The sequence below is a fragment of the Bacillus sp. MAG717A genome, assembly GCF_036884855.1.
In the GTDB taxonomy this organism is placed as follows: domain Bacteria; phylum Bacillota; class Bacilli; order Bacillales; family Bacillaceae; genus Bacillus; species Bacillus safensis.
The window spans coordinates 75,635-97,970 of record NZ_CP145733.1 but is presented as its reverse complement, the minus strand read 5'-3'; the positions used below and the strand labels follow the sequence as shown (position 1 = coordinate 97,970).

The following is a 22,336-nucleotide window of genomic DNA, read 5'->3' as shown; positions in this document are numbered from 1 at the left end:
TATGCAAATCGCATAAAAGCTTTTTTTAGTTCCATTGAATGAAATAAAAAATGATAGAAATGCTAATATCATGACTTTCATCTTATTGTCACATATTTTTCAGTTTACAAATGGTACATATAAAGGTAAGATGACCATGGTGAAAGATTTTGATAGTTATTGAATGTATTTGATTGTTTTGTATTGATAATGTTGAAAAAAGCGATTACAATAAAGGTGCGCGCAAAATGAATACGTTTTCAAAAGGGGTGTTCTCATGTTAACACCGGAAAGACATCAACTCATTATCGACAGCTTAGAAGAAAATGATGTCATTAAAATACAGGACTTAACGATGATGACGGATGCGTCTGAATCTACAATTAGAAGAGATTTATCAGCCCTTGAAGAAAAAGGATTTCTTAAAAGGGTTCATGGAGGAGCAGCCAAGATTTCGAGTATTCGCCTTGAACCAGATGTATTTGAGAAATCTGCCAAAAACCTTCAAGAAAAGTCATTGGTAGCAGAGGCAGCGGCATCTCTTTTAAAACAGGGCGACTGTATTTATTTAGATGCTGGTACAACCACACAGCAAATGATTGAATATATCGATCCAGATCAAGATATTGTCGTGGTGACAAACGGTGTGATGCACATTGAAGCACTCATGAGAAAAGGCATTACCTTTTACTTGATAGGCGGCTCAGTGAAACATCGAACAGGAGCCATGGTGGGAGCCGCAGCTTTGACAGCGATGGAAAATTATCGTTTTGACAAAAGCTTTGTTGGGACAAACGGCATTCATCCCGAGGCGGGTTTTACAACACCTGATCCAGAGGAAGCACTCATGAAAAAAAGAGCCATGAAACAGGCGAAAAAAACCTATATCTTATCAGATGCCTCAAAGTTTGGCGAAATATCGTTTTCAACCTTTGCTAGTTTACAGGAAGCCACCATTATCACAAACGACGCAAAAGAAGATTCATTCGATAATTACCATGAAAAAACGGTTATAAAGGTAGTGAAAACATGATTTATACAGTTACTTTAAACCCATCAGTTGATTACATCGTACACGTGGAGGATTTTGCAGTCGGCGGTTTAAATCGTTCAACCTATGATCAAAAATATCCAGGTGGTAAAGGAATCAATGTCTCAAGGCTATTAAAACGTCACGGTGTTGAATCGAAAGCACTTGGATTCATTGGTGGATTTACAGGCAAATATATTCAAGATTTTTTACAGAACGAACAATTACAAACAGCCTTTCATGAGGTGTCAGAAGATACAAGAATCAATGTGAAACTAAAAACAGGTGAAGAGACAGAAATCAACGGACTCGGCCCATCTATTACTGAAGCGCAATTTGAGTCGTTTCTATCTCAATTTTCTTCATTGATTGAAGGAGATGTCGTTGTTTTAGCTGGCAGCATTCCTTCATCATTACCTCATAACACATATGAGCGTATTGCTGAAGTTTGCCGAGAGCAAGGTGTAAGAGTTGTTCTTGATATTTCTGGCGAAGCGTTAAAAAAAGCAGCAGACATGAAACCGTTCTTAATGAAGCCAAATCATCATGAACTGGGTGAAATGTTTGAGACGAGTATTTCATCAGCAGCAGAAGCCATTCCTTATGGGAAAAAGCTGTTAGAACAAGGTGCTGAACATGTCGTCGTCTCCATGGCTGGTGATGGCGCCCTCTTATTCAGTAAAGAAGGAATCTATCAGTCCAATGTTCCAAAAGGAACGCTCGTTAATTCAGTTGGAGCAGGGGATTCAGTCGTTGCAGGTTTTTTAGCCGGCGTTTCAAAAGGCCTTTCAATTGAAGAGTCATTTAAGCTTGGTGTCACTTCAGGAAGCGCTACAGCATTTTCTGAGGAGCTTGGCACAAAAGAGCTTGTCGACACACTATTACAACAAGTAAAAGTCACACGCATTTAAAGGAGGAGTCATCATGAAAATTACAGAACTACTCACGAAGCATACCATTAAGCTTCAATTAGACAGCCAGCAGAAAGAAGCAGTCATTGAAGAGCTAGTCACTGTTTTAGATACAGCAGGCAAGTTAAATGATAAAGAGGGCTATAAAGAAGCTGTGATCAATCGCGAAAAACAGAGCTCTACTGGTATTGGTGAAGGAATTGCCATCCCGCACGCTAAAACAGCAAGTGTAAAAGAGCCTGCCATTGCATTTGGCCGCTCAACTGCTGGTGTAGATTATGAATCACTGGACGCGCAGCCGAGTCATCTTGTCTTTATGATTGCCGCAACTGAAGGCGCAAACAACACGCACTTAGAGGCACTTTCTCGTTTATCCACACTTCTTATGCGTGAAGAAATTCGAAAGCAGCTCCTTGAAGCGGCGACTGAAGATGAAATCATTGAGATCATAAATACACATGATCAAGATGATGAAGAAGAAGAGGAAGTTCAAGAAGAGCCGGCTGCAGAAGGAAAACCTGCTAAAATTTTAGCGGTAACAGCTTGCCCGACCGGCATTGCACATACATTTATGGCAGCAGATGCTTTGAAAGAAAAAGCAAAAGAAATGGGCGTTGACATTAAAGTTGAAACAAACGGCTCTGGCGGTATTAAACATGCCCTTACAGCAAAAGAAATTGAAGAAGCACCAGCCATCATTGTGGCAGCGGACAAGCAAGTTGAAATGGAACGCTTTAAAGGCAAACATGTCATTGAAGTCCCTGTAACAGCTGGTATTCGCCGTCCGCAGGAATTAATTGAAAAAGCCATCAATCAAGATGCGCCGATTTATAAAGGTTCAGGCGGCAGTTCTTCTAAAGACGAAAATGAATCATCTGGCAAAGGAAGAAGCGGATTTTACAAGCACTTAATGAGTGGTGTAAGTAACATGCTTCCATTTGTTGTCGGAGGCGGTATCTTAGTTGCGATTTCATTCTTCTGGGGGATTAACTCAGCAGATCCTAAGGATCCTTCATTTAATTCATTTGCAGCTGTCTTAAAAGGAATTGGCGGCGATAATGCACTTGCCTTAATCGTTGCGGTATTAGCTGGATTTATTGCCATGAGTATTGCAGATCGTCCAGGTTTTGCGCCAGGTATGGTCGGTGGATTTATGGCGTCAGCAGCAGGTGCAGGGTTCTTAGGCGGACTGATTGCTGGTTTCCTAGCAGGTTACATTGTTGTGCTGCTCAAAAAAGTATTCACATTCGTACCGCAGACACTCGACGGGATTAAACCGGTTCTGCTGTATCCATTGTTCGGTATTTTCTTCACAGGCATTATCATGCATTATATTGTCAACACACCAGTGAAAATGGTAATGGACGGATTAACACATTGGCTTGAATCATTAGGTACTGGAAACCTTGTTTTAATGGGTATTATTTTAGCTGGTATGATGGCAATTGATATGGGTGGCCCAATTAACAAAGCGGCTTACACATTTGGTCTTGCAATGATTGCTGCTGGCAACTATGCACCGCATGCTGCGATTATGGCAGGCGGAATGGTTCCACCACTAGGTATTGCACTTGCAACAACGATTTTTAGAAATAAGTTCTCAAAACGTGACCGTGAAGCAGGGATTACGTGCTACTTCATGGGAGCAGCCTTCATCACTGAAGGGGCGATCCCATTTGCGGCGGCAGATCCTCTTCGTGTGATTCCTTCAGCTGTTATTGGTGCAGCAGTTGCTGGTGGATTAACGGAATTCTTTAGAGTGACGCTTCCTGCACCGCATGGCGGACTATTTGTTTTCTGGGTAACAAATCATCCAGTTCTTTATATCATCAGCATCTTAATCGGTGCCGTTGTGACAGCGATTTTACTGGGTATTTTGAAAAAACCAGTCAGGCAAGAAGCGTAATGCAGAAGAGAAGCATCGTGAAAAACGGTGCTTCTTTTTGTTTAATCATCAGTGAATTAGGAAAAAATATCTAATTAAATGGTTGTCTTGTGAATTTTTAAATGACATATGATAAAGTAAAGTTATTCAATTCACGTTTCAAGTCTTTTAGCAGAAAGTCTTAGGAGGAAGCAGTATTTTGAACGAAGAAAACAAACAAAACGAAAATGAAATTCAATCTGATGCGAAGCAAGCCAAAACAGAGAAGAAAAGTTCACTGTTTGAATGGATCAAAGCCATTTTAATTGCACTTGCGCTCGTCTTGCTCATCCGTACATTTATATTTGAACCGTATGTGGTGGAAGGAGAGTCAATGGAACCGACACTTCATGACGGGGAAAAGCTGTTTGTCAACAAAACCATTAACTATCTCGGTGGTGTGAAACGCGGTGACATCGTGATTATTAATGGAAAAGATGGTCAGAAAATTCATTATGTCAAACGATTGATCGGCCTTCCAGGTGATACGATTGAAATGAAGGATGATACGCTTTACATTAATGGTAAAAAAGTAGATGAGCCTTATTTAAAAGAGAACAAGGCGCATGCGAAAGAGTATGAAGTGCATTTAACTGGAGATTTTGGTCCAGTGAAAGTACCGAAAAACGATTACTTTGTGATGGGGGACAACAGACTCAATTCCATGGACAGCAGAAATGGACTTGGCCTCATTGAAAAGGATCGGGTTGTCGGGACATCAGAATTTGTTTTCTTCCCGTTTGGCGATATTCGACAGACAAAATAAAAGCACCTTCTCAGAGGCAAGAGAAAGGTGCTTGAACGAGCGACCCTTACAGAAGGGTCGTTTTTAATTTGGCGTGAGCACTGTAACAATGATCACAATGGCTAGTACCGAAGCGAACACAGATCCGGTAATGGCTAAAACGGATCGAAACAATCCGATTTTTTGGTTTTCTTTTCCCCGCTTTTGTAAAAAGCGTTTGGAAAAGATGTGGACCAGTGTGTAAATGAGGACAAGCCCAATATAAAGGCCAAAGTCCTTCGCATTAAAGCCTGTTGCAGATAAATAAATGCCCATAAAGAAAATCAATAAACAGTATTCCATCAGTGTGAGTAATCTCAAATCGCCCGAACTCCTTCAATTAATCATTCCCGTTTATTATACCATAATGGACAAAAAGCCTTCGTTCTTAGCGAGAGACGTTTCTATCAAACGTTATTCATGTTATACTTCTTAATGATGAATGAGTGATGGAGGATTAATAAATGATTGCAGTAAATAATGTTAGTTTGCGCTTTGCTGATCGTAAACTATTTGAAGAAGTAAATATTAAATTCACTCCTGGCAACTGCTACGGATTAATTGGTGCCAATGGAGCTGGTAAATCAACGTTTCTAAAGATTCTTTCTGGAGAAATTGAGGCTCAAACGGGTGATGTTCATATGAGCCCTGGTGAGCGTTTAGCAATTTTAAAACAGAACCACTTTGAATATGAAGAGTTTGAAGTATTAAAAGTCGTTATCATGGGTCACAAACGTCTATATGACGTGATGCAGGAGAAAGATGCGATCTATATGAAACCTGATTTCTCAGATGAAGACGGGATTCGTGCAGCGGAGCTTGAAGGTGAGTTTGCTGAATTAAACGGCTGGGAAGCTGAAAGTGAAGCAGCGATCCTATTAAAGGGTCTTGGCATTCCAGAAAGCCTTCAATCGAAGAAAATGTCTGAGCTTGGCGGTTCTGAAAAGGTAAAAGTCCTTTTAGCTCAAGCTTTATTTGGCAAGCCTGACGTTCTTCTTCTCGATGAGCCGACGAACCACTTGGACTTACAAGCAATCCAGTGGCTCGAAGAGTTCCTCATTAACTTTGAAAATACAGTCATCGTCGTTTCGCATGATCGTCATTTCTTAAACAAAGTATGTACACATATTGCTGACCTTGATTTCGGGAAAATCCAAGTATACGTCGGTAACTATGATTTTTGGTATGAGTCCAGCCAGTTAGCGCTGAAACTAAGCCAAGAAGCAAATAAGAAAAAAGAAGAACAAATTAAGCAGCTTCAAGAATTCGTTGCCCGGTTTAGTGCGAACGCTTCTAAATCGAAGCAAGCGACATCAAGAAAGAAATTGCTTGATAAAATCTCTTTAGATGACATTAAGCCGTCTTCACGTAAATATCCGTATGTTCATTTTGCGCCAGAGCGCGAAATCGGAAATGATGTCCTTCAAGTAGAAGGTCTATCAAAAACAATTGACGGTGTGAAAGTACTTGATAATGTCAGCTTTATAATGAACCGCGAAGATAAAATTGCGTTCTTAAGCCGTAATGAGCTTGCTGTGTCAACGTTATTTAAAATCCTTGCTGGTGAAATGGAGCCAGACAGCGGATCATTTAAATGGGGTGTCACAACGTCACAAGCCTTTTTCCCGAAAGACAATAGTGAATATTTTGAAGGAAACGATGTTGATCTCGTTGATTGGCTTCGTCAGTATTCTCCGAATGATCAAAGTGAAAGCTTCCTGCGTGGTTTCTTAGGACGTATGCTTTTCTCTGGGGAAGAAGTGAAGAAAAAAGCAAGTGTCTTATCAGGAGGAGAAAAGGTTCGTTGTATGTTATCAAAAATGATGCTGTCTGGAGCGAATATTTTGCTGCTGGATGAGCCAACGAACCACTTAGACCTAGAATCCATTACAGCGCTGAATAACGGCCTCATGAGCTTTAAAGGAGCAATGCTCTTCTCATCTCATGACCATCAGTTTGTTGAAACAGTCGCAAACCGAATTATCGAAGTGACGCCAAATGGCATCGTCGATAAACAAACAACATATGATGAGTTCTTATCAGATCAAGACATCCAAAAAAGACTTCAAGAGCTTTACGCATAACCAAGAAAAGACATCCTATGGATGTCTTTTTTTGATTAAATCGCCCAGTTTCCATTTCGGAAGATCGGTTCGCGTTTCCCGTCTTTTGTGATTCCGTCAATATTCATTTCCTTTGAACCGATCATAAAATCAACGTGTGTAATACTGCTGTTCACACCCGCAGCATCCAATTCTTCTCGTTTCATTTCTTTTCCGCCTTCGATATTAAACGCATATCCGCTGCCGATGGCAAGGTGGTTTGATGCATTTTCATCGTAAAGTGTATTGTAATAAAGAATATTTGAGTTAGAAATTGGTGAATCATCTGGTACGAGGGCAACCTCACCTAGATAATGAGAGCCTTCATCTGTTTCAACGAGAGATTTTAAAATATCTTCGCCTTCTTTTGCTTTCACATCCACAATCCGGCCATTTTCAAAGGTTAGTGAAAATTCATCAATGATGTTTCCGGCATAGCTGAGCGGCTTTGTGCTTGAGACTGTCCCATTTACACCGTCTTTTTTCGGTACGGTAAAGACTTCTTCTGTCGGCATGTTGGCCATGAACGAGACGCCGCGTTCACTTACGCTGCCAGCACCTACCCAAATATGCTGCTCTGGAAGCTCAATCGTGAGGTCTGTGCCTGGTGCTTCATAATGAAGCTTGTGGTAGTGGCGTTCATTGAGTATTTTAACCTTTTCATTTAATAACGCATCGTGCTTTTTCCAAGCCTCAACAGGATCTGCTTGATCAGCGCGTGCGACTTTAAAGATTTGATCCCACAATAAAATGACAGCTTCTTCATCTGGATGATCAGGGAAAATCTTTTTCGCCCATTCTTTTGACGCAGCACCTACGACCGTCCAAGCGACTTTGTCAGATTGAACGTATTGACGATATGTATGTAGTGCTGAACCAGCAGCTTTTTGCTGTGTAGCGATTTTTTTCGAGTCAATGCCTCGCAGAAGGTCAGGGCTTTCTGACAGGATGGTAATAAAAGCGCCACCGCGTTTTGCGATGGTTTCCATCATCTGTGCTTCCCATTCTGGGAATTGCTCAAAGACATCCTGTGGCGCATGTTCATATTTTAAACGGGTGAGAACACCATCACTCCAGCGGATATGTACGTTTTTCGCCCCGCGCTCATACGCGTGTTTTGCTACAAGACGAACAAGGTGTGCAGATTCAGTAGATGCGGATACAACCACTTCCTGCCCCTTTTGTACATTCACACCGACTTCAACGATGGTCTTGGCATATTGATCTAGTTGTTTTTCAAATGAACTCATAAAAAACCCTCCTTTAGTCATGTTCATCATATCAGATTTATGACCGAAAAGGAAAATGGGAGCATGTTTAAAGCCAAAATAAAAAAGCCGCTTTCGTGCGGCTTTTTTAGCGGTTCAGTTGTTTCACAGGCTGTGCATTAGAAGGCGGCATATGTGAAAACGACAGGCTCATTCCTCCTAAAATAATACCCGTTAAAATGACTGTGACAACGACCCGTTTACCTAAATCAAGCAACATGTTCTTCCTCCTTCACGTTTATCCATTTCTCACGATATGATCGAAATGACGAAAAAAGAAGTAGAACAAGAAGATTATTTTAAAGTTTTTTGCAATTTGTCGATCACTTCTAATGAACGACCTGTTCCAATTGCAACAGATTCAAGGGGATTGGCTGCGATATGGACTGGAACAACAATCTCTTGAGAAAGCCATTCTTGAATTCCATTTAAAAGAGCGCCTCCGCCTGTTAAAATGACGCCGCGATCTACAATATCTCCGCTTAGCTCTGGAGGGCTGTCCTCTAATGTGGCACGGATCGCTTCTAAAATATGAAGAAGTGATTCTCGCATGGCGCCTTGAATTTCATGAGAGACAAGTGTGATCGTTTTTGGCAGACCTGTCACAAGATCGCGACCGCGCACTTCTAATGATTCAGGCTCATGTTCAATAAGACCATACCCAATTTCCATTTTCACCTGCTCGGCAGTCCGTTCGCCGATTAATAGGTTATATTTCTTTCTGACAAACGTAATGATATCTTCATCCAGCTGATCGCCGCCAATTCGAATCGAATGACAAGAGACAACGCCGCCAAATGAAATGATCGCCACTTCTGTTGTTCCGCCGCCAATATCGACTATGACGTTCGCAACAGGCTCGTCTACCGGAAGATCAGCACCGATTGCAGCTGCAACAGGTTCTTCAATTAAATGCACATGTTTTGCTCCGCAGTTTTTTACAGCATCGCTGATGGCGCGGCGCTCAACAGCCGTTGAACCAGAAGGTGTACATACAACGACAGTTGGCTTTCTGAAGGTAAACCCGATATTTTTTCCTGCTTTTTTCATGATTTGTTTAAGTAAATCTGTTGTCATATCATAATCAGCGATGACACCGTCTTTCATCGGACGGATCGCAACAATTTTCCCAGGTGTTTTCCCGATCATTTCTTTTGCTTCTGATCCGACGGCAAGTACAGTCTTTGTTTCTGTATCGACTGCTACGACGGACGGTTCATTTAAAATAATTCCCTTATTTTTACTATAAACCAATATGTTAGCTGTTCCTAAATCAATTCCAATTTCGGCATTTTGAAACATGTTTTCACCCAATCTCTATTTTTGCTGTTTTAAACAATTTTACATTTAAAAGTTCAGAGGGGTGATGTCATTTGTGGGGGTTTGTGATCACCTTGAAATGAATCTGTAAAATTCAAGTATCATTTTGACAATCACAATAAATTTTCCCTTTATTTTTTCTATTATGAAAAAAATTTTTATAGAGGAGAAACCTTTTAAGAATCTCTTACGTCTACGATATATCAATTGGTGAAAAACAGATTGATCTTGAGCTAATGAAAGAAAGAGGGAACGTAATTGAAATCTATCGGAGTCGTAAGAAAAGTAGACGAACTAGGGCGTATTGTGATGCCAATCGAATTGAGAAGAGCACTTGATATCGCTATTAAAGACAGTATGGAATTTTTTATAGATGGAGATAAAATCGTCTTGAAAAAATATCAGCCAGAGGGCGTTTGTCTCATGACTGGTGAGATTACATCAGAGAACCATGAATATGGAAATGGTCAAATTACATTAAGCGCTGAAGGCGCAGAACTGCTGTTAAAAGAGCTGCAAGAAGCTCTTCAGAAGTAATTAAAATAGCCTGCTCTCTTCCTTTGTGCTGAGAACAGGCTATTTTTTCTTTAAAAAAGTTCCTTAAAAATGCCCTATCTCCCTCAAAAAATAAGTGGAAAATGGTACAATTGACAAAGAATCTCAGGGCGGCAGGTGGAATCATTTGAACAAAACATATCAAGTGCGGATCGTGTTATCTGTTCTTGCATTTATCTTAATCATAAGCTGGGATTTCTTTTATTATCTAGGCGGCTATCAAATTAATTGGCCGCTCGATCTAGCCTTTACAGTCGTTGTGTTAGCAGGGATCTGGGTTGTCTCAGGATATGTAGACCGCTTGAATTTACTTGTGTCAGATCTAAATAAGAGAGAAAAAGAGGCACACAAGCTGACAGAGCGGCTGAACCGAATTACAGATAACTTGCAAGAAATTGTCTTTGAAACAGATGAAAAAGGGCACATCATCTTCTTAAATCAAGCATGGAAACAAATGACCGGCTATGAAATAGATGAATGTCTAGGTACGATGTACAATCAGTATTTTGATCAAGAAGAAAGAGTTATTCAGCATTTGTCATCTGTTATCAAAGAGCATAAAGATTCAGGGCGGATCGAGCTGCAGCTTCTTCATAAAGAGGGGAAGAAAGTATGGGGAGACGTTCATTATAAGCTCTACTTTGATGAAGAGCACCAGTTTACTGGAGGTATTGGAACAGTTGCAGATATTACAAAACAAAAGTTGGCAAAGCTTGAGCTTGAAAAATCAAATCAACAATTGCAAATGCAGGCGCAAAAGCTGGCCGTTGCAGGACAAATAGCCGCTGGAATCGCCCATGAAGTCAGAAATCCGCTGACCTCAGTAAACGGCTTTTTGCAGCTGATGAAAACGCAATATCCTGAAAGAACCGATTATTTTGACATTATCTTTTCCGAAATTAAACGGATTGATTTTGTTTTAAGTGAGCTGCTAGTACTGGCAAAGCCGCAGTCGGTCCAGTTTCAAGAAGTTCAGCTTCATGCACTGTTAGAGCAGGTCATTACATTGCTAAAAACCAATGCAGTCCTTTCGAATATTGATCTCAAACAGCCATTTAAAAAGCAGGATGCCGGCGCTATATTAGCAGACGCTAACCAAATGAAGCAGCTGTTCATTAATTTAATCAAAAATGCCATTGAGGCAATGCCTGAAGGCGGCAGTATATACATATCAACAGAAAAAGTGATGAATGAATGGAAAATTACCATTCAAGATGAAGGAAAAGGGATGTCTGAAGAGGATATTCAGAAAATATATGATCCTTTCTTCTCCACGAAAACAGAAGGGACGGGACTTGGCCTCACCATCTGTGCAGCGATTTTAAAAGATCATCACGGTAGGATGGATGTGGTCAGTGAGCTGGGAGAAGGTACAGCTTTTCATATCTATTTACCTGTGTGGCAAAAAAGCAGACAGCAGCAAGGCGAGAGGACGTGATTTCATGAAGGCGAAAGCTTTATTTGTATATGGGACGCTTCTGCAGCATGAAGAGCACCACAAGACGTATATGAAAGAAAGCAGGTCATTAGCTAAGTCAGCTTGGATCAGCGGCAGAATCTATGATACAGGTCAAGGATACCCTGCGTGCATTCTAGCAGAGAAAAGCACAGTATATGGAGAATTGTACGAGGTAACCGCAAGCACGCTGAATAAGATAGATTTACTTGAGGAAGGGTATGACAAGCAGGTCGTCGATGTCATGACAGACCGGGGGCTGGTCGCGGCTATTACATACACTTTACCAAAGCAGAAGGTATCAGCGCTGAAGGAAATCGAGAGCGGCTGCTGGAAGGAATATAGAATGTGGCAGCAGAAGCCAGCATCCTTCTATTATTTTGCCTATGGCTCCTGTATGGATGATGCAAGATTTAAGCTGGCGGAAGTCGATCATTATTTTAAACAAATCATTGGCGGCGGTGCACTGAACGGCTTTACAACTAGATTTACATTGGTAAGGGCTGATGGGTCAAGAGCCGATATGGTAGAAGACGGCGGAGAAACAGAGGGCGTTTTATATGAGGTTCCTTTTGATGCCATTCGATATTTGTACAAACGAGAAGGCGTTTATGAGGGCACATATCGTCCAGCTTTTGTCGATGTCAAAATAGGTGATCAAATATATGCGGACTGTTTAACCTTTCTAGTTCTTCAAAAGAGCGAAGAAATTGCTCCTCCAGGTCATTACCGCAGTGAAATTGAAAAAGGAGCAGATCTTTACTTAAGTGAAGCGTTCCGTAAAAAAATTCGCTCGCATATGGATTCATTAATCAAACCGTAGTAAAATGCATGGTAAGTGAGATAAAAGGAGTCTGAACATGAAAAAGGAATATGCAGTCATTGGTCTTGGACGCTTTGGCGGAAGTATTTGCAAGGCGCTCAGCGAAGAAGGACTTGAAGTCATGGCCATGGATATGAATGAAGATCGAGTGAACGAATACGCGAAAATTGCTTCACATGCGGTCATTGGCGATTCGACGGACGAATCTGTTTTAAAAAATCTCGGCATTCGCAATTTTGATCATGTCATCGTTGCGATTGGTGAAAACATTCAGGCCAGTATTTTAACGACGATTATGCTGAAAGAGCTTGGCGTCAAAATGGTCACAGTAAAGGCGCAAAACGACTATCACGAAAAGGTACTAAATAAAATTGGGGCTGATCGCATCGTTCATCCAGAGCGAGACATGGGCAGACGAATTGCACATAAAATCATCTCCAACAACGTATTAGATTATCTGGAGCTGTCAGATGAGTACAGCCTCATTGAAATCGTTGCCAACAGCAGGCTTGCAGGGCATTCTCTTTTAGATCTCGATATTAGAGCGAGATACGGCATTAATATTGTGGCGATTAAGCGTGGTAAAGAAGTGATTGTTTCACCGCTCGCAGATGAAATGATTCAAAAAGAAGATATCCTGATTGTCATCGGGTCAGTAGCCGATATCGGACGCTTTGAAAAACGAGAAATGCAGAACGATTATTAAACACTCCTGGGCGGGGTGTTTTTTTATGTGATTGTGTACACTTGAGGTGGACAGTGAAGAGGAAAGAAGACATTTAAAAGGGCTGTTTTGTTCTGCATAAACACTAAAGTCAATCATCATATTTTTCATGCAATTATCACTATTCAGAAATAAAAATCAGTCTTTTTATCTGGATGATTTTCTCTAAATGTCATTGACTGGGCAAACAGATTCGTTTACGATAAGAAACATTATATTGTTTACTTGGAGGAGGCAGTGTCGTTGGATAAGGAGCTTTTCAGACATCAAATTGAGGTAGCTGCAAAGAGAAAAAAAGCAGCCCTCGTGATTAAACATGCGAAGATTATGGACGTGTTTAACCAGGAATGGATAGACGCTGATGTCGCTGTTGAAAATGGACAAATAGTAGGGATTGGAGAGTACGAGGGAGAACAGGAGCTGGATGCAGCAGGTCAAATGCTTGTACCCGGTTTTATTGATGGCCATGTTCATATCGAGTCCTCTATGGTTACCCCTGCTGAATTCTCCAAAGCTGTCGTCCCGCGCGGTGTGACAACTGTCGTAACAGACCCACATGAAATTGCCAATGTGTCAGGGATCACAGGCATCCGTTTTATGCTGGAAGAAGCGAGAAAAGCTGCCTTAAATATTTATTTCATGCTGCCATCCTGCGTACCGGCAGTTAGTTTTGAGCGATCAGGTGCTGTTTTAAAAGCGAAAGATTTAAAGCCTTTGTATCAAGAGAAAGAGGTTCTTGGTCTTGCCGAGGTGATGGATTACGTCGGTGTGGAGCAGGCAGAAGAAGATATGCTTCAAAAGCTGCTTGATGCTCAAAATGAGAATAAATTGATTGATGGTCATCTAGCAGGCTTAACAGACCGATTAATAAACGTTTACCGCACAGCGAGTGTTCAAACAGATCATGAGGTAACAACAGCCGAAGAAGCCCTTGAACGTGTAAAACGAGGCATGTATGTCATGCTGAGAGAAGGCTCTGTTGCCAAAAACGTGAAAAACGTTTTACCAGCTGTGAATGAAAAGAATGTGAGACGCTTTTTCTTTTGTACCGATGACAAACATTTAGATGATTTAATGGCGGAGGGAAGTATTGACGAACAAGTACGAATGTCTATAAAAGAAGGGTTAGACCCATTTTTAGCATATCAAATGGCAAGTTTAAACGCAGGTGAGTGCTTTGGCCTCAAAACAAAGGGAGCCATTGCGCCAGGTTTTGATGCTGATTTTATGCTCGTCTCTGATCTTCATCAAGTCGACATCACCAGCGTATTTATTGCAGGAGAATTGGTGGCGCAGCATGGAGAGTACAAGCCAGGTGTCGAAAAAATTGCACCGAGTCCAGTCTTATTACAATCTGTTCATACTATAGATGTTCAAGAGCAAGATCTGGCTCTGCCTATCAAAGCTCATCAAAAAATGAATGTGATCCGTATTATTCCGAATCAGCTAGAAACAAAATTAGAACAAGCCTCTCCTTCAGAAACGAACGGACAATTCACTAGTGATACAGAAAGAGATGTATTAAAAATGGTGCTTGTCGAACGTCATCAAGGCTTATCTGAAATGGGGATAGGGATTGTCAGCGGCTTTGGATTAGAAAAGGGCGCAATTGCAACAACGGTTGCGCATGATTCTCACAATTTAATTGCGGTTGGCACAAATGATGCTGATATCGTGAAAGCCATTGACGCGTTAAAAGAAGCAGGAGGCGGTTTAACTGTTGTCAAAGATGGCCAGTCTCTTCATACGCTGCCATTACCGATCTCTGGTTTATTGTCAGATCAGCCGGCACATCTTGTAAATGAAAGCCTTCATGCGCTCCATGAAGCGTTAAAAGAAACAGGCTTTACTTTAGATTTTAATCCGTTTTTGACGCTGTCCTTCTTGGCACTCCCAGTCATTCCTGATGTGAAAATGACGACAAAGGGTTTGTTTGATGTCAGAAGCTTTCAGCATCTCCCAATTCAATCATAAAAAAACCGCATAGGTATATATGCGGTTTTATGAATGGTGAAAAAAAGAGACACAGCCAAGCGGCATGTGTCTCTTTTTGTGATTACACTTCCATAATAATCGGTAAGATCATTGGACGGCGTCTTGTTTTTTCATAAAGGAAAGGTGCAAGGGTGTCTGTAATTTCGTTCTTAATTTCAGACCACTGAGTTGTCTTACGTTCCATTACTTTTTCAAGATGCTTTGAAATTAAATCCTGTGCATCGTTGATAAGGTCTCCAGATTCTCTCATGTAGACAAAACCTCTTGAGATCAAATCAGGACCAGCAGAGATTTTGAATTCTTTCATGTCCATGCTGACAACCACAATAACGAGGCCCTCTTCAGAAAGAATGCGGCGGTCTCTTAAAACGATGTTTCCGATATCGCCAATACCGCTTCCGTCGATATACACGTTGCCTGATGGAATTTTGCCAGCGACACTTGCTTCGTCACCTTTCAGTGCAAGAACTTCACCGTTATCCATGATAAAGCAGTTTTCCTCAGGGATGCCGCAGTCATTCGCGAGCTTGATATGCGTTTTTTGCATGCGGTATTCACCGTGAATCGGCATAAAGAATTTTGGTTTAATTAAACGGAGCATCAGTTTTTGTTCTTCTTGTCCGCCGTGACCAGATGTATGAATATTATTAAGCGAGCCATGAATGACCTCAGCGCCTGCACGATAAAGCTGGTTAATGGTGCGGCTTACGCTAATATTGTTACCTGGGATCGGTGAAGATGAGAAGACAACAGTGTCTCCAGGGTTAATGGAAATCTGGCGGTGAGTACCGTTCGCAATACGAGAAAGAGCTGCCATCGGTTCACCCTGGCTACCAGTACAAAGAATGGTTACTTTGTTTGCTGGAAGGCGGTTGATTTCATTATGTTCAATAAACGTGTTTTTTGGACATTTAATATAGCCAAGATCTTGTCCAATATCAATAGCAGACTCCATACTGCGTCCAAATACAGCGACTTTTCTGCCGTTGGCAACAGCAGACTCAATCACTTGCTGAAGTCTGTGAATGTTTGAAGCAAACGTGGCAAAAATGATACGTCCATCGACTTTTCTAAAGATGTCATCAATGCTTTCACCTACGCGTCTTTCAGACATCGTAAATTCTGGGATTTCACTGTTTGTACTATCAGATAAAAGACAAAGAACGCCTTCTTTTCCGATCTCAGCCATTTTGGTTAAATTGGCAGGCTCGCCAACAGGAGTAAAGTCAAACTTGAAATCACCTGTATGTACGATGTTACCAGGAGGTGTCTTGACGACAATTCCATAAGAATCTGGAATACTGTGTGTCGTTCTAAAGAAAGACACAGCTGTTTTTCTAAATTTAATGGTATCTTCTTCTTCAAAAATGTGAAGTTTTGTTTGTCTCAAGAGACCATGCTCTTCCAATTTATTACGAAGTAGGCCGATTGCGAGTTTGCCGCCGTAAACTGGAATATTCACTTGCTTGAGAAGGTAAGGGATACCGCCGATGTGGTCTTCATGTCCGTGAGTAATGAAAAGACCTTTGATTTTATCTTCGTTTTTAACTAAGTACGTATAGTCAGGGATGACGTAGTCAATTCCAAGAAGCTCATCTTCAGGAAACTTAATACCAGCATCAATTAAAATGATTTCATCTTGAAATTGAACGCCATACGTGTTTTTACCGATCTCGCCTAAACCGCCGAGCGCAAAAACTGCCGCCTGATCATTTTTAACAAATTTCATTCCTCTCATAGCTCCAATACTTTAAAATTTTCACTTTCTCGTTCATAGTCTAAAAAAGCACCGTCTACAGGCTGAATGAATTCAATGTTGTAGTTATGTTTTTTCAACTTATCGCGTACGTCTCTTTCAGAAACCGCTTCAACGTATAGTGAATCTGTGTGTTCTCTTACAGGTACCTCAGTAGTACTTGCCTGAAAAAATACCTTATATATCATCCAAATCTCTCCTTAAATACCGTATGTTACACTCGCTTATTCTATTATATTAAAAAAACGCGCATAAGAAAAGTCTCTGAGAAAAAAGGACCTTCGGCGGATGTGCGGAAGATCCCTTTAAGCAATCGATTTTTTACGAAGCATGTCCTTCCATTGTCTTCGAATTTTCTTGCGCAGACGACGAAGCATCACATGCCGCCTCCTTTCGGTTTGAAGTAAGCTTAAACAGCGTATTCCGGTCTCTCTATATACTTGTATTATATGATGTTTCCAATGAATGTTACATGGATATATGTGGGAAATAGGCGTTTTCAAAAGGAATTGGTTTCGAAAGCGGAAATCTTTCTGTATGATGAAAGGGAGTGTGTATACATATAACAAAGGGCAGGAGGGCGAGATATGAATAAAAAAGTCATCTTTTTTGATATCGATGGTACTTTATATGATCATGATAAAAAAATACCTGAGTCAACGAAGCGAGCGGTTCATTTATTAAAAGAAAAAGGCCATCATCTCTTTATAGCATCTGGGCGTTCTCCTTTTCTGATTGAGCCCATTTTAGAAGAATTAGGGCTTGACTCATTCATTGCTTATAACGGTCAGTATGTCATGTATGAGGGAGACGTTATTTACGGCAATCCGCTGAAGCAGGAGCTGATGGAGCGGATTTATGAGACAGCGGATCGTCATGATCATCCGCTTGTTTTTATGGGAGAAGAAACGATGAAGGCGTCTGTGCCGAACCATCCGTTTATCCATGAAGGAATCGGTACTTTAAAAACAGAGCATCCTGAGCACGATTTGTCTTTCTTTAAAGAAAACGACATTTTTCAAATGCTCCTATTTTGTAAGGCAGAAGAGGAAGAGCAGTATAAGGCATTCCACGATGAAATTGACCTTGTCAGATGGCATGAGCTGTCAACAGATGTTCTGCCAAAAGGCGGATCAAAAGCTGAAGGGATCAAACGAGTCATCGAAAGACTTCCTTACGATCAAAAGGATACCATTGCCTTTGGAGACGGACTGAACGATAGAGAAATGATTTCGTTTGCTGGAACAGGCGTTGCGATGGGAAATGCTGTGAGTGAACTGAAGGCATTGGCTGATTTTGTGACAAAGCCAGTAGATGAGGACGGCATATTCCATGCAGTGACCCATCTTGGCCTTATGGAAGAATAAAAAAGAAGACCCTTAGATGCTGGGTCTTCTTTTTATGTTATGATCTGCCGATCGCAACAGAGTTTTCTGGCTCAGCGAATGGCTGATCCTTTTGAATATGATCATAAAACATAATGCCATTTAAATGGTCAATTTCATGCTGAAAGACAATAGCGGGGAAACCTTTTAGACGGATATCAATGTCCTCTCCTTCAAGCGTTGTGGCCTTGACCCTGATTTTTTGATATCGAGGAACAAATCCAGGGATGGCTTCATCAACTGATAAGCAGCCTTCACCAGAAGCTAAATAAGCTCTTTTGACTGAATGACTGACAATACGCGGGTTGAATAGAGCATAGCTATATTCTTCTCCGTCTTCATCCTCACAGTGAACTGCGATCATCCGTTTACTAATATTGATCTGCGGAGCAGCTAATCCAACGCCGGGTCTTAGGCCGTATTTTTCAGCAATGTCAGCATCTTGACTGTTTTTGACGAATTCAATCATATCAGCTAATTGCTGTTTTTCCTCTTCTGTTGGCGGGAGCTCGACCGCTTCAGCTGTTTGTCTTAAGACGGGATGTCCGTCCCTTACGATATCATCCATGGTAATCACAAAACTTCACTCCTATTTCCTTTGTATGTAAAGTATATAAAATGATACACAACATATGCAATGAAATAAAGAAGACCGGTCTATGAGACCGGTCAAAGGCTTATAACAGCCTTAGCAGCAGCCACCGCCGCCTAAGAATGCTGCGCCAACGATGATTAATAGGATGAAAAGCACAACGATTAAAGCGAATGTACGTCCGCCGCCGTATCCGCATCCGTATCCACCGCCATAACTTGGGTAACAACAGCCGCCGCCGTATCCATACCCGTAACCGCCGTATCCACCATACATACTTCCATGACTATAATTAGACATACTTTTGACCTCCTTTGGAAATACACTCAGCCTCTCATAAGTGAAGGCGAAGCGTGTAATATAAACTATGTATGAATGCACTATTTGTATAGTCATGAGCCTATTGCTTGAAAAAAATCTTCTCCGCCTCATCTGATTGACCTCTTTCCTTGTCACAAACGCCTTTAAAAATTATAGTGGTATGTGGAGATGTAAAGGGGGACCTTGTGATGAGACAGATGAAAAGAAGCATGAAAGCAGGTGCTGCTTTAGCGGGGATATGTACCCTTTTGCTGGCAGGATGCGGAGGTCAAAGTCCATTCAATGACATGCAAGATGCGATGACGAAAATGAGTGAAAAAGAAGCAACCTTTGAAAAAGAGCAAGGTACACTTCAAAGCTATGAGAAAAAAGAGCAGAAGCTGTATACAAAAATGATTCAAACAACAAAGGACCATCCAAAAACAGTATCAAACCTTTCTGATCAGGCGTTAGCATCGGCAGCGAAACGAGAAGAACATTTAAAAACAGAAAAAGACAGCATGGATGAATCAAAAAAAGAATTGAAAACGGTAAAAGAATCTGCCGCACGATTGCAAGATGCGGAGTTAAAAGAGAAAGCAGACCAAACGGTTAAATCGATCGAGAAACGATATGCGTCATATGATCAGCTTTATAAAGAGTATCAAAAGGCGCTAAAACAAGATCAGCATTTGTATCAATCTTTAAAGAAAAAGGATCTAGGATATGAAGAGCTGAAGTCTAAGTTGAAGACAGTGAATCGTTCATATAGCAAAGTAAGAAAAGAAAGTAAGAAGTTCAATCAATATACAGATCAATTGAATGATCATAAAAAGGCTTTGTATAAAGCAGCAGATCAAGAGTCAAAAAAGAGCTGAAAAACAGCTCTTTTTTTATTTTTCGACAAAAACAAACATTTTCTATTGTAGTACAGTAGTACACTCTATACTAGTACAGATTGGGTTGTTTGTTAAACAGATTGATACAGTTCACCATAAAAAGTAAAGCGAATACATTTATTTAAATAAAGCCGTTAAATCAATTGACGGACTATTTTTCTTGTTGTAAACTATTCCTTGTTAACAGAAGTTGTATTAGTTTTTTGTGAACTATCGTTAATACAGTTAGAAGGACTCAAAAACGAGTGGTCAACCAATGTTTCGACAACGATCTTAGTGGCTATTATATACAGGAGTCATATGAGTATTTTGGGTTATCCTATATCTGTATGTATAAATGGATTCACGACAAATGGACTGTTAAAAGAAAGGAAGAGGTGACTTTAGAATGGCTGCAAAAACAAAAAAAGCAATTGTTGATAGCAAAAAGCAATTTGATGCCATCAAAAAGCAGTTTGAAACGTTTCAAATTTTAAACGAAAAAGGCGAAGTCGTAAACGAAGCGGCAATGCCGGATCTTTCAGATGACCAATTAAAAGAATTAATGCGCCGTATGGTGTTTACACGTGTATTAGATCAACGTTCAATTTCATTGAACCGTCAAGGACGTCTTGGCTTCTATGCGCCAACAGCTGGACAAGAGGCTTCTCAGCTTGCAACTCACTTTGCACTTGAGAAAGAAGATTTCATTCTTCCAGGATATCGTGATGTACCACAATTAATCTGGCATGGTCTTCCGCTAACAAAAGCGTTCTTGTTCTCTCGCGGACACTTTGTTGGTAACCAAATGCCTGAAGATGTGAATGCACTTTCACCGCAAATCATTATCGGTGCACAAATCATTCAAGCTGCTGGTGTAGCTCTTGGTTTGAAAAAGCGCGGTAAAAAAGCTGTTGCAATCACTTACACTGGTGACGGTGGAGCTTCACAAGGTGATTTCTACGAAGGTATTAACTTTGCAGGGGCTTACAAAGCGCCAGCGATTTTTGTTGTCCAAAACAACAGATATGCGATCTCTACACCTGTTGAAAAACAGTCTGCTGCACAAACAATTGCACAAAAAGCAGCTGCAGCTGGTATCGTAGGCGTACAAGTTGACGGTATGGATGCATTAGCTGTTTATGCAGCAACTGCTGAAGCTCGTGAGCGCGCTGTAAATGGTGAAGGTCCAACATTAATCGAAACTCTTACATTCCGTTACGGCCCACATACAATGGCTGGTGACGATCCAACAAGATATCGTACAAAAGAAGACGAAAACGAGTGGGAGCAAAAAGATCCATTGGTACGCTACCGCAAATTCTTGGAAAACAAAGGCCTATGGTCTGAAGAAGAAGAGAATAAAGTGATCGAAGATGCAAAAGAACAAATCAAACAAGCGATCAAAGAAGCTGACGAACAGCCTAAGCAAAAAGTCACTGACTTGATTGAAAACATGTACGATGTGAAACCATTCAACTTAGTTGAACAGCTTGAAATTTACAAACAGAAGGAGTCGAAGTAAGCCATGGCGCAAATGACAATGATTCAAGCGATCACTGATGCGTTACGCACAGAACTGAAAAATGACGAAAACGTTCTCGTTTTCGGAGAAGACGTTGGTAAAAACGGCGGCGTATTCCGTGCGACTGAAGGATTGCAAAAAGAGTTTGGTGAGGATCGTGTATTCGATACTCCACTTGCTGAATCTGGTATTGGCGGTCTTGCAATTGGCCTTGGACTACAAGAATTCCGCCCAGTAATGGAAATTCAATTCTTCGGATTCGTTTACGAAGTATTAGATTCTGTTTCTGGACAAATGGCTCGTATGCGTTACCGTTCTGGCGGACGCTGGCATTCTCCAGTGACAATCCGTTCTCCATTCGGAGGGGGAGTTCACACACCTGAGCTTCACGCTGACAGCTTAGAAGGTCTTATCGCACAACAGCCTGGTATCAAGGTTGTCATTCCTTCAACACCTTATGATGCAAAAGGACTTTTAATTTCTGCAATTCGTGACAACGATCCTGTAGTGTTCCTTGAGCATATGAAACTTTATCGTTCTTTCCGTCAGGAAGTTCCTGAAGAAGAGTACACAATTGAAATCGGAAAAGCTGACGTGAAACGTGAAGGTTCTGACCTTTCAATCATCACTTACGGTGCAATGGTTCACGAATCACTAAAAGCTGCTGAAGAGCTAGAAAAAGAAGGCGTTTCTGCTGAAGTTATCGACCTTCGCACAGTAAGCCCGCTTGATATTGAAACAATCATCGCTTCTGTTGAAAAAACAGGCCGTGCGATCGTTGTTCAAGAAGCACAAAAACAAGCTGGTATTGCTGCAAACGTAGTAGCTGAAATCAATGACAGAGCGATCCTTAGCCTGGAAGCACCAGTACTTCGTGTAGCTGCACCTGATACTGTATTTGCTTTCTCTCAAGCTGAGAGCGTATGGCTTCCAAACCATAAAGATGTACTTGAAACAGCGAAGAAAGTTCTTGAATTTTAATTAAATGACAGAGGGGAAAAGAATTTATTTCTCTTCCCCTTTATCAAT

General features: G+C 41.0%; 22 protein-coding genes. 14 read left to right on the top strand and 8 right to left on the bottom strand.

The features are described from left to right. The first annotated feature begins 256 nt into the window (after positions 1-256). The 4 genes from V6Z54_RS00490 to lepB all read left to right on the top strand — a co-directional run bounded on the left by V6Z54_RS00490 (position 257) and on the right by lepB (position 4,610). Positions 257-1,012: a DeoR/GlpR family DNA-binding transcription regulator gene (locus V6Z54_RS00490; RefSeq protein ID WP_039178192.1), complete on the top strand. Its 756-nt coding sequence runs from the start codon at positions 257-259 to the stop codon at positions 1,010-1,012. Beyond that, the gene (gene pfkB / locus V6Z54_RS00485; protein WP_338527590.1) at positions 1,009-1,920 is read left to right on the top strand and encodes a 1-phosphofructokinase; all 912 of its coding nucleotides are present in this window, start codon (positions 1,009-1,011) and stop codon (positions 1,918-1,920) included. Before V6Z54_RS00490 ends, pfkB begins: the two co-directional genes overlap by 4 nt. Before the next feature lie 13 nt (positions 1,921-1,933). Then, a complete protein-coding gene (locus tag V6Z54_RS00480; protein ID WP_041084976.1) occupies positions 1,934-3,826 on the top strand; it encodes a PTS fructose transporter subunit IIABC in 1,893 nt (630 codons plus the stop codon). A gap of 211 nt (positions 3,827-4,037) precedes the next feature. Beyond that, a complete protein-coding gene (gene lepB, locus V6Z54_RS00475) occupies positions 4,038-4,610 on the top strand; it encodes a signal peptidase I (RefSeq protein WP_029706712.1) in 573 nt (190 codons plus the stop codon). Between the two features lie 63 nt (positions 4,611-4,673). Here the strand turns inward: lepB and V6Z54_RS00470 are convergent, their stop codons facing one another. Continuing rightward, a complete protein-coding gene (locus V6Z54_RS00470; protein WP_041084975.1) occupies positions 4,674-4,949 on the bottom strand; it encodes a hypothetical protein in 276 nt (91 codons plus the stop codon). A gap of 143 nt (positions 4,950-5,092) precedes the next feature. Here V6Z54_RS00470 and V6Z54_RS00465 point away from each other — a divergent pair, with 143 nt between their 5' ends. Next, positions 5,093-6,712 carry an ATP-binding cassette domain-containing protein gene (locus tag V6Z54_RS00465; protein ID WP_039178203.1) on the top strand — a complete coding sequence of 540 codons (1,620 nt, stop codon included), beginning with the start codon at positions 5,093-5,095 and terminating at the stop codon, positions 6,710-6,712. Between the two features lie 35 nt (positions 6,713-6,747). On the opposite strand, the gene V6Z54_RS00460 is transcribed toward V6Z54_RS00465, so the two are convergent. The 3 genes from V6Z54_RS00460 to mreBH all read right to left on the bottom strand — a co-directional run bounded on the left by V6Z54_RS00460 (position 6,748) and on the right by mreBH (position 9,300). Continuing rightward, a complete protein-coding gene (locus tag V6Z54_RS00460; RefSeq protein WP_073979443.1) occupies positions 6,748-7,980 on the bottom strand; it encodes an aminopeptidase in 1,233 nt (410 codons plus the stop codon). Between the two features lie 106 nt (positions 7,981-8,086). After that, the gene (locus V6Z54_RS00455) at positions 8,087-8,218 is read right to left on the bottom strand and encodes a protein YkpC (RefSeq protein WP_003210922.1); all 132 of its coding nucleotides are present in this window, start codon (positions 8,216-8,218) and stop codon (positions 8,087-8,089) included. Between the two features lie 74 nt (positions 8,219-8,292). Continuing rightward, positions 8,293-9,300: a rod-share determining protein MreBH gene (gene mreBH / locus V6Z54_RS00450; protein WP_041084972.1), complete on the bottom strand. Its 1,008-nt coding sequence runs from the start codon at positions 9,298-9,300 to the stop codon at positions 8,293-8,295. 276 nt (positions 9,301-9,576) lie between these two features. Here mreBH and V6Z54_RS00445 point away from each other — a divergent pair, with 276 nt between their 5' ends. The 5 genes from V6Z54_RS00445 to ade all read left to right on the top strand — a co-directional run bounded on the left by V6Z54_RS00445 (position 9,577) and on the right by ade (position 14,850). Beyond that, positions 9,577-9,855 carry an AbrB/MazE/SpoVT family DNA-binding domain-containing protein gene (locus V6Z54_RS00445; RefSeq protein ID WP_024424746.1) on the top strand — a complete coding sequence of 93 codons (279 nt, stop codon included), beginning with the start codon at positions 9,577-9,579 and terminating at the stop codon, positions 9,853-9,855. 145 nt (positions 9,856-10,000) lie between these two features. Then, positions 10,001-11,311 (top strand): ATP-binding protein, encoded by a 1,311-nt coding sequence (locus V6Z54_RS00440; RefSeq protein ID WP_073979444.1) that lies wholly within the window; start codon positions 10,001-10,003, stop codon positions 11,309-11,311. A gap of 4 nt (positions 11,312-11,315) precedes the next feature. Next, positions 11,316-12,152, top strand: a complete 837-nt coding sequence (locus tag V6Z54_RS00435; protein ID WP_041084970.1) for a gamma-glutamylcyclotransferase family protein — start codon at positions 11,316-11,318, stop codon at positions 12,150-12,152. Positions 12,153-12,189: 37 nt separating this feature from the next. Then, complete coding sequence (locus V6Z54_RS00430; protein ID WP_041084969.1) at positions 12,190-12,858, top strand: TrkA family potassium uptake protein; 669 nt, start codon at positions 12,190-12,192, stop codon at positions 12,856-12,858. A gap of 261 nt (positions 12,859-13,119) precedes the next feature. Further along, positions 13,120-14,850, top strand: coding sequence for an adenine deaminase (gene ade, locus V6Z54_RS00425; protein WP_338527589.1), 1,731 nt, complete (start codon positions 13,120-13,122; stop codon positions 14,848-14,850). An 82-nt stretch (positions 14,851-14,932) separates the two neighbouring features. Here the strand turns inward: ade and rnjA are convergent, their stop codons facing one another. Together rnjA and V6Z54_RS00415 are read right to left on the bottom strand one after the other, a co-directional pair. After that, positions 14,933-16,600, bottom strand: coding sequence for a ribonuclease J1 (rnjA, locus tag V6Z54_RS00420; protein ID WP_012009818.1), 1,668 nt, complete (start codon positions 16,598-16,600; stop codon positions 14,933-14,935). A gap of 5 nt (positions 16,601-16,605) precedes the next feature. After that, entirely contained in the window at positions 16,606-16,815 is a 210-nt protein-coding gene (locus V6Z54_RS00415) for a DNA-directed RNA polymerase subunit epsilon (RefSeq protein ID WP_008345114.1), read from the bottom strand. Positions 16,816-17,214: 399 nt separating this feature from the next. Between V6Z54_RS00415 and V6Z54_RS00410 the strand changes: the two genes are divergently transcribed. Next, the gene (locus V6Z54_RS00410) at positions 17,215-17,994 is read left to right on the top strand and encodes a Cof-type HAD-IIB family hydrolase (protein ID WP_305960424.1); all 780 of its coding nucleotides are present in this window, start codon (positions 17,215-17,217) and stop codon (positions 17,992-17,994) included. 37 nt (positions 17,995-18,031) lie between these two features. Here V6Z54_RS00410 and def read toward each other — a convergent pair whose 3' ends face one another. Further along, entirely contained in the window at positions 18,032-18,589 is a 558-nt protein-coding gene (def, locus tag V6Z54_RS00405; RefSeq protein ID WP_172881619.1) for a peptide deformylase, read from the bottom strand. A gap of 111 nt (positions 18,590-18,700) precedes the next feature. Beyond that, the gene (locus tag V6Z54_RS00400; protein ID WP_026050085.1) at positions 18,701-18,880 is read right to left on the bottom strand and encodes a YjcZ family sporulation protein; all 180 of its coding nucleotides are present in this window, start codon (positions 18,878-18,880) and stop codon (positions 18,701-18,703) included. A 233-nt stretch (positions 18,881-19,113) separates the two neighbouring features. Here V6Z54_RS00400 and V6Z54_RS00395 point away from each other — a divergent pair, with 233 nt between their 5' ends. The 3 genes from V6Z54_RS00395 to pdhB all read left to right on the top strand — a co-directional run bounded on the left by V6Z54_RS00395 (position 19,114) and on the right by pdhB (position 22,288). Continuing rightward, positions 19,114-19,782, top strand: coding sequence for a YkyA family protein (locus tag V6Z54_RS00395; RefSeq protein ID WP_041084965.1), 669 nt, complete (start codon positions 19,114-19,116; stop codon positions 19,780-19,782). A gap of 409 nt (positions 19,783-20,191) precedes the next feature. After that, entirely contained in the window at positions 20,192-21,307 is a 1,116-nt protein-coding gene (gene pdhA, locus V6Z54_RS00390) for a pyruvate dehydrogenase (acetyl-transferring) E1 component subunit alpha (RefSeq protein ID WP_024424754.1), read from the top strand. A 3-nt stretch (positions 21,308-21,310) separates the two neighbouring features. After that, on the top strand, positions 21,311-22,288 hold the full coding sequence (gene pdhB, locus V6Z54_RS00385) for a pyruvate dehydrogenase complex E1 component subunit beta (RefSeq protein ID WP_012009824.1): 978 nt from the start codon (positions 21,311-21,313) through the stop codon (positions 22,286-22,288). Positions 22,289-22,336: the final 48 nt, after the last annotated feature.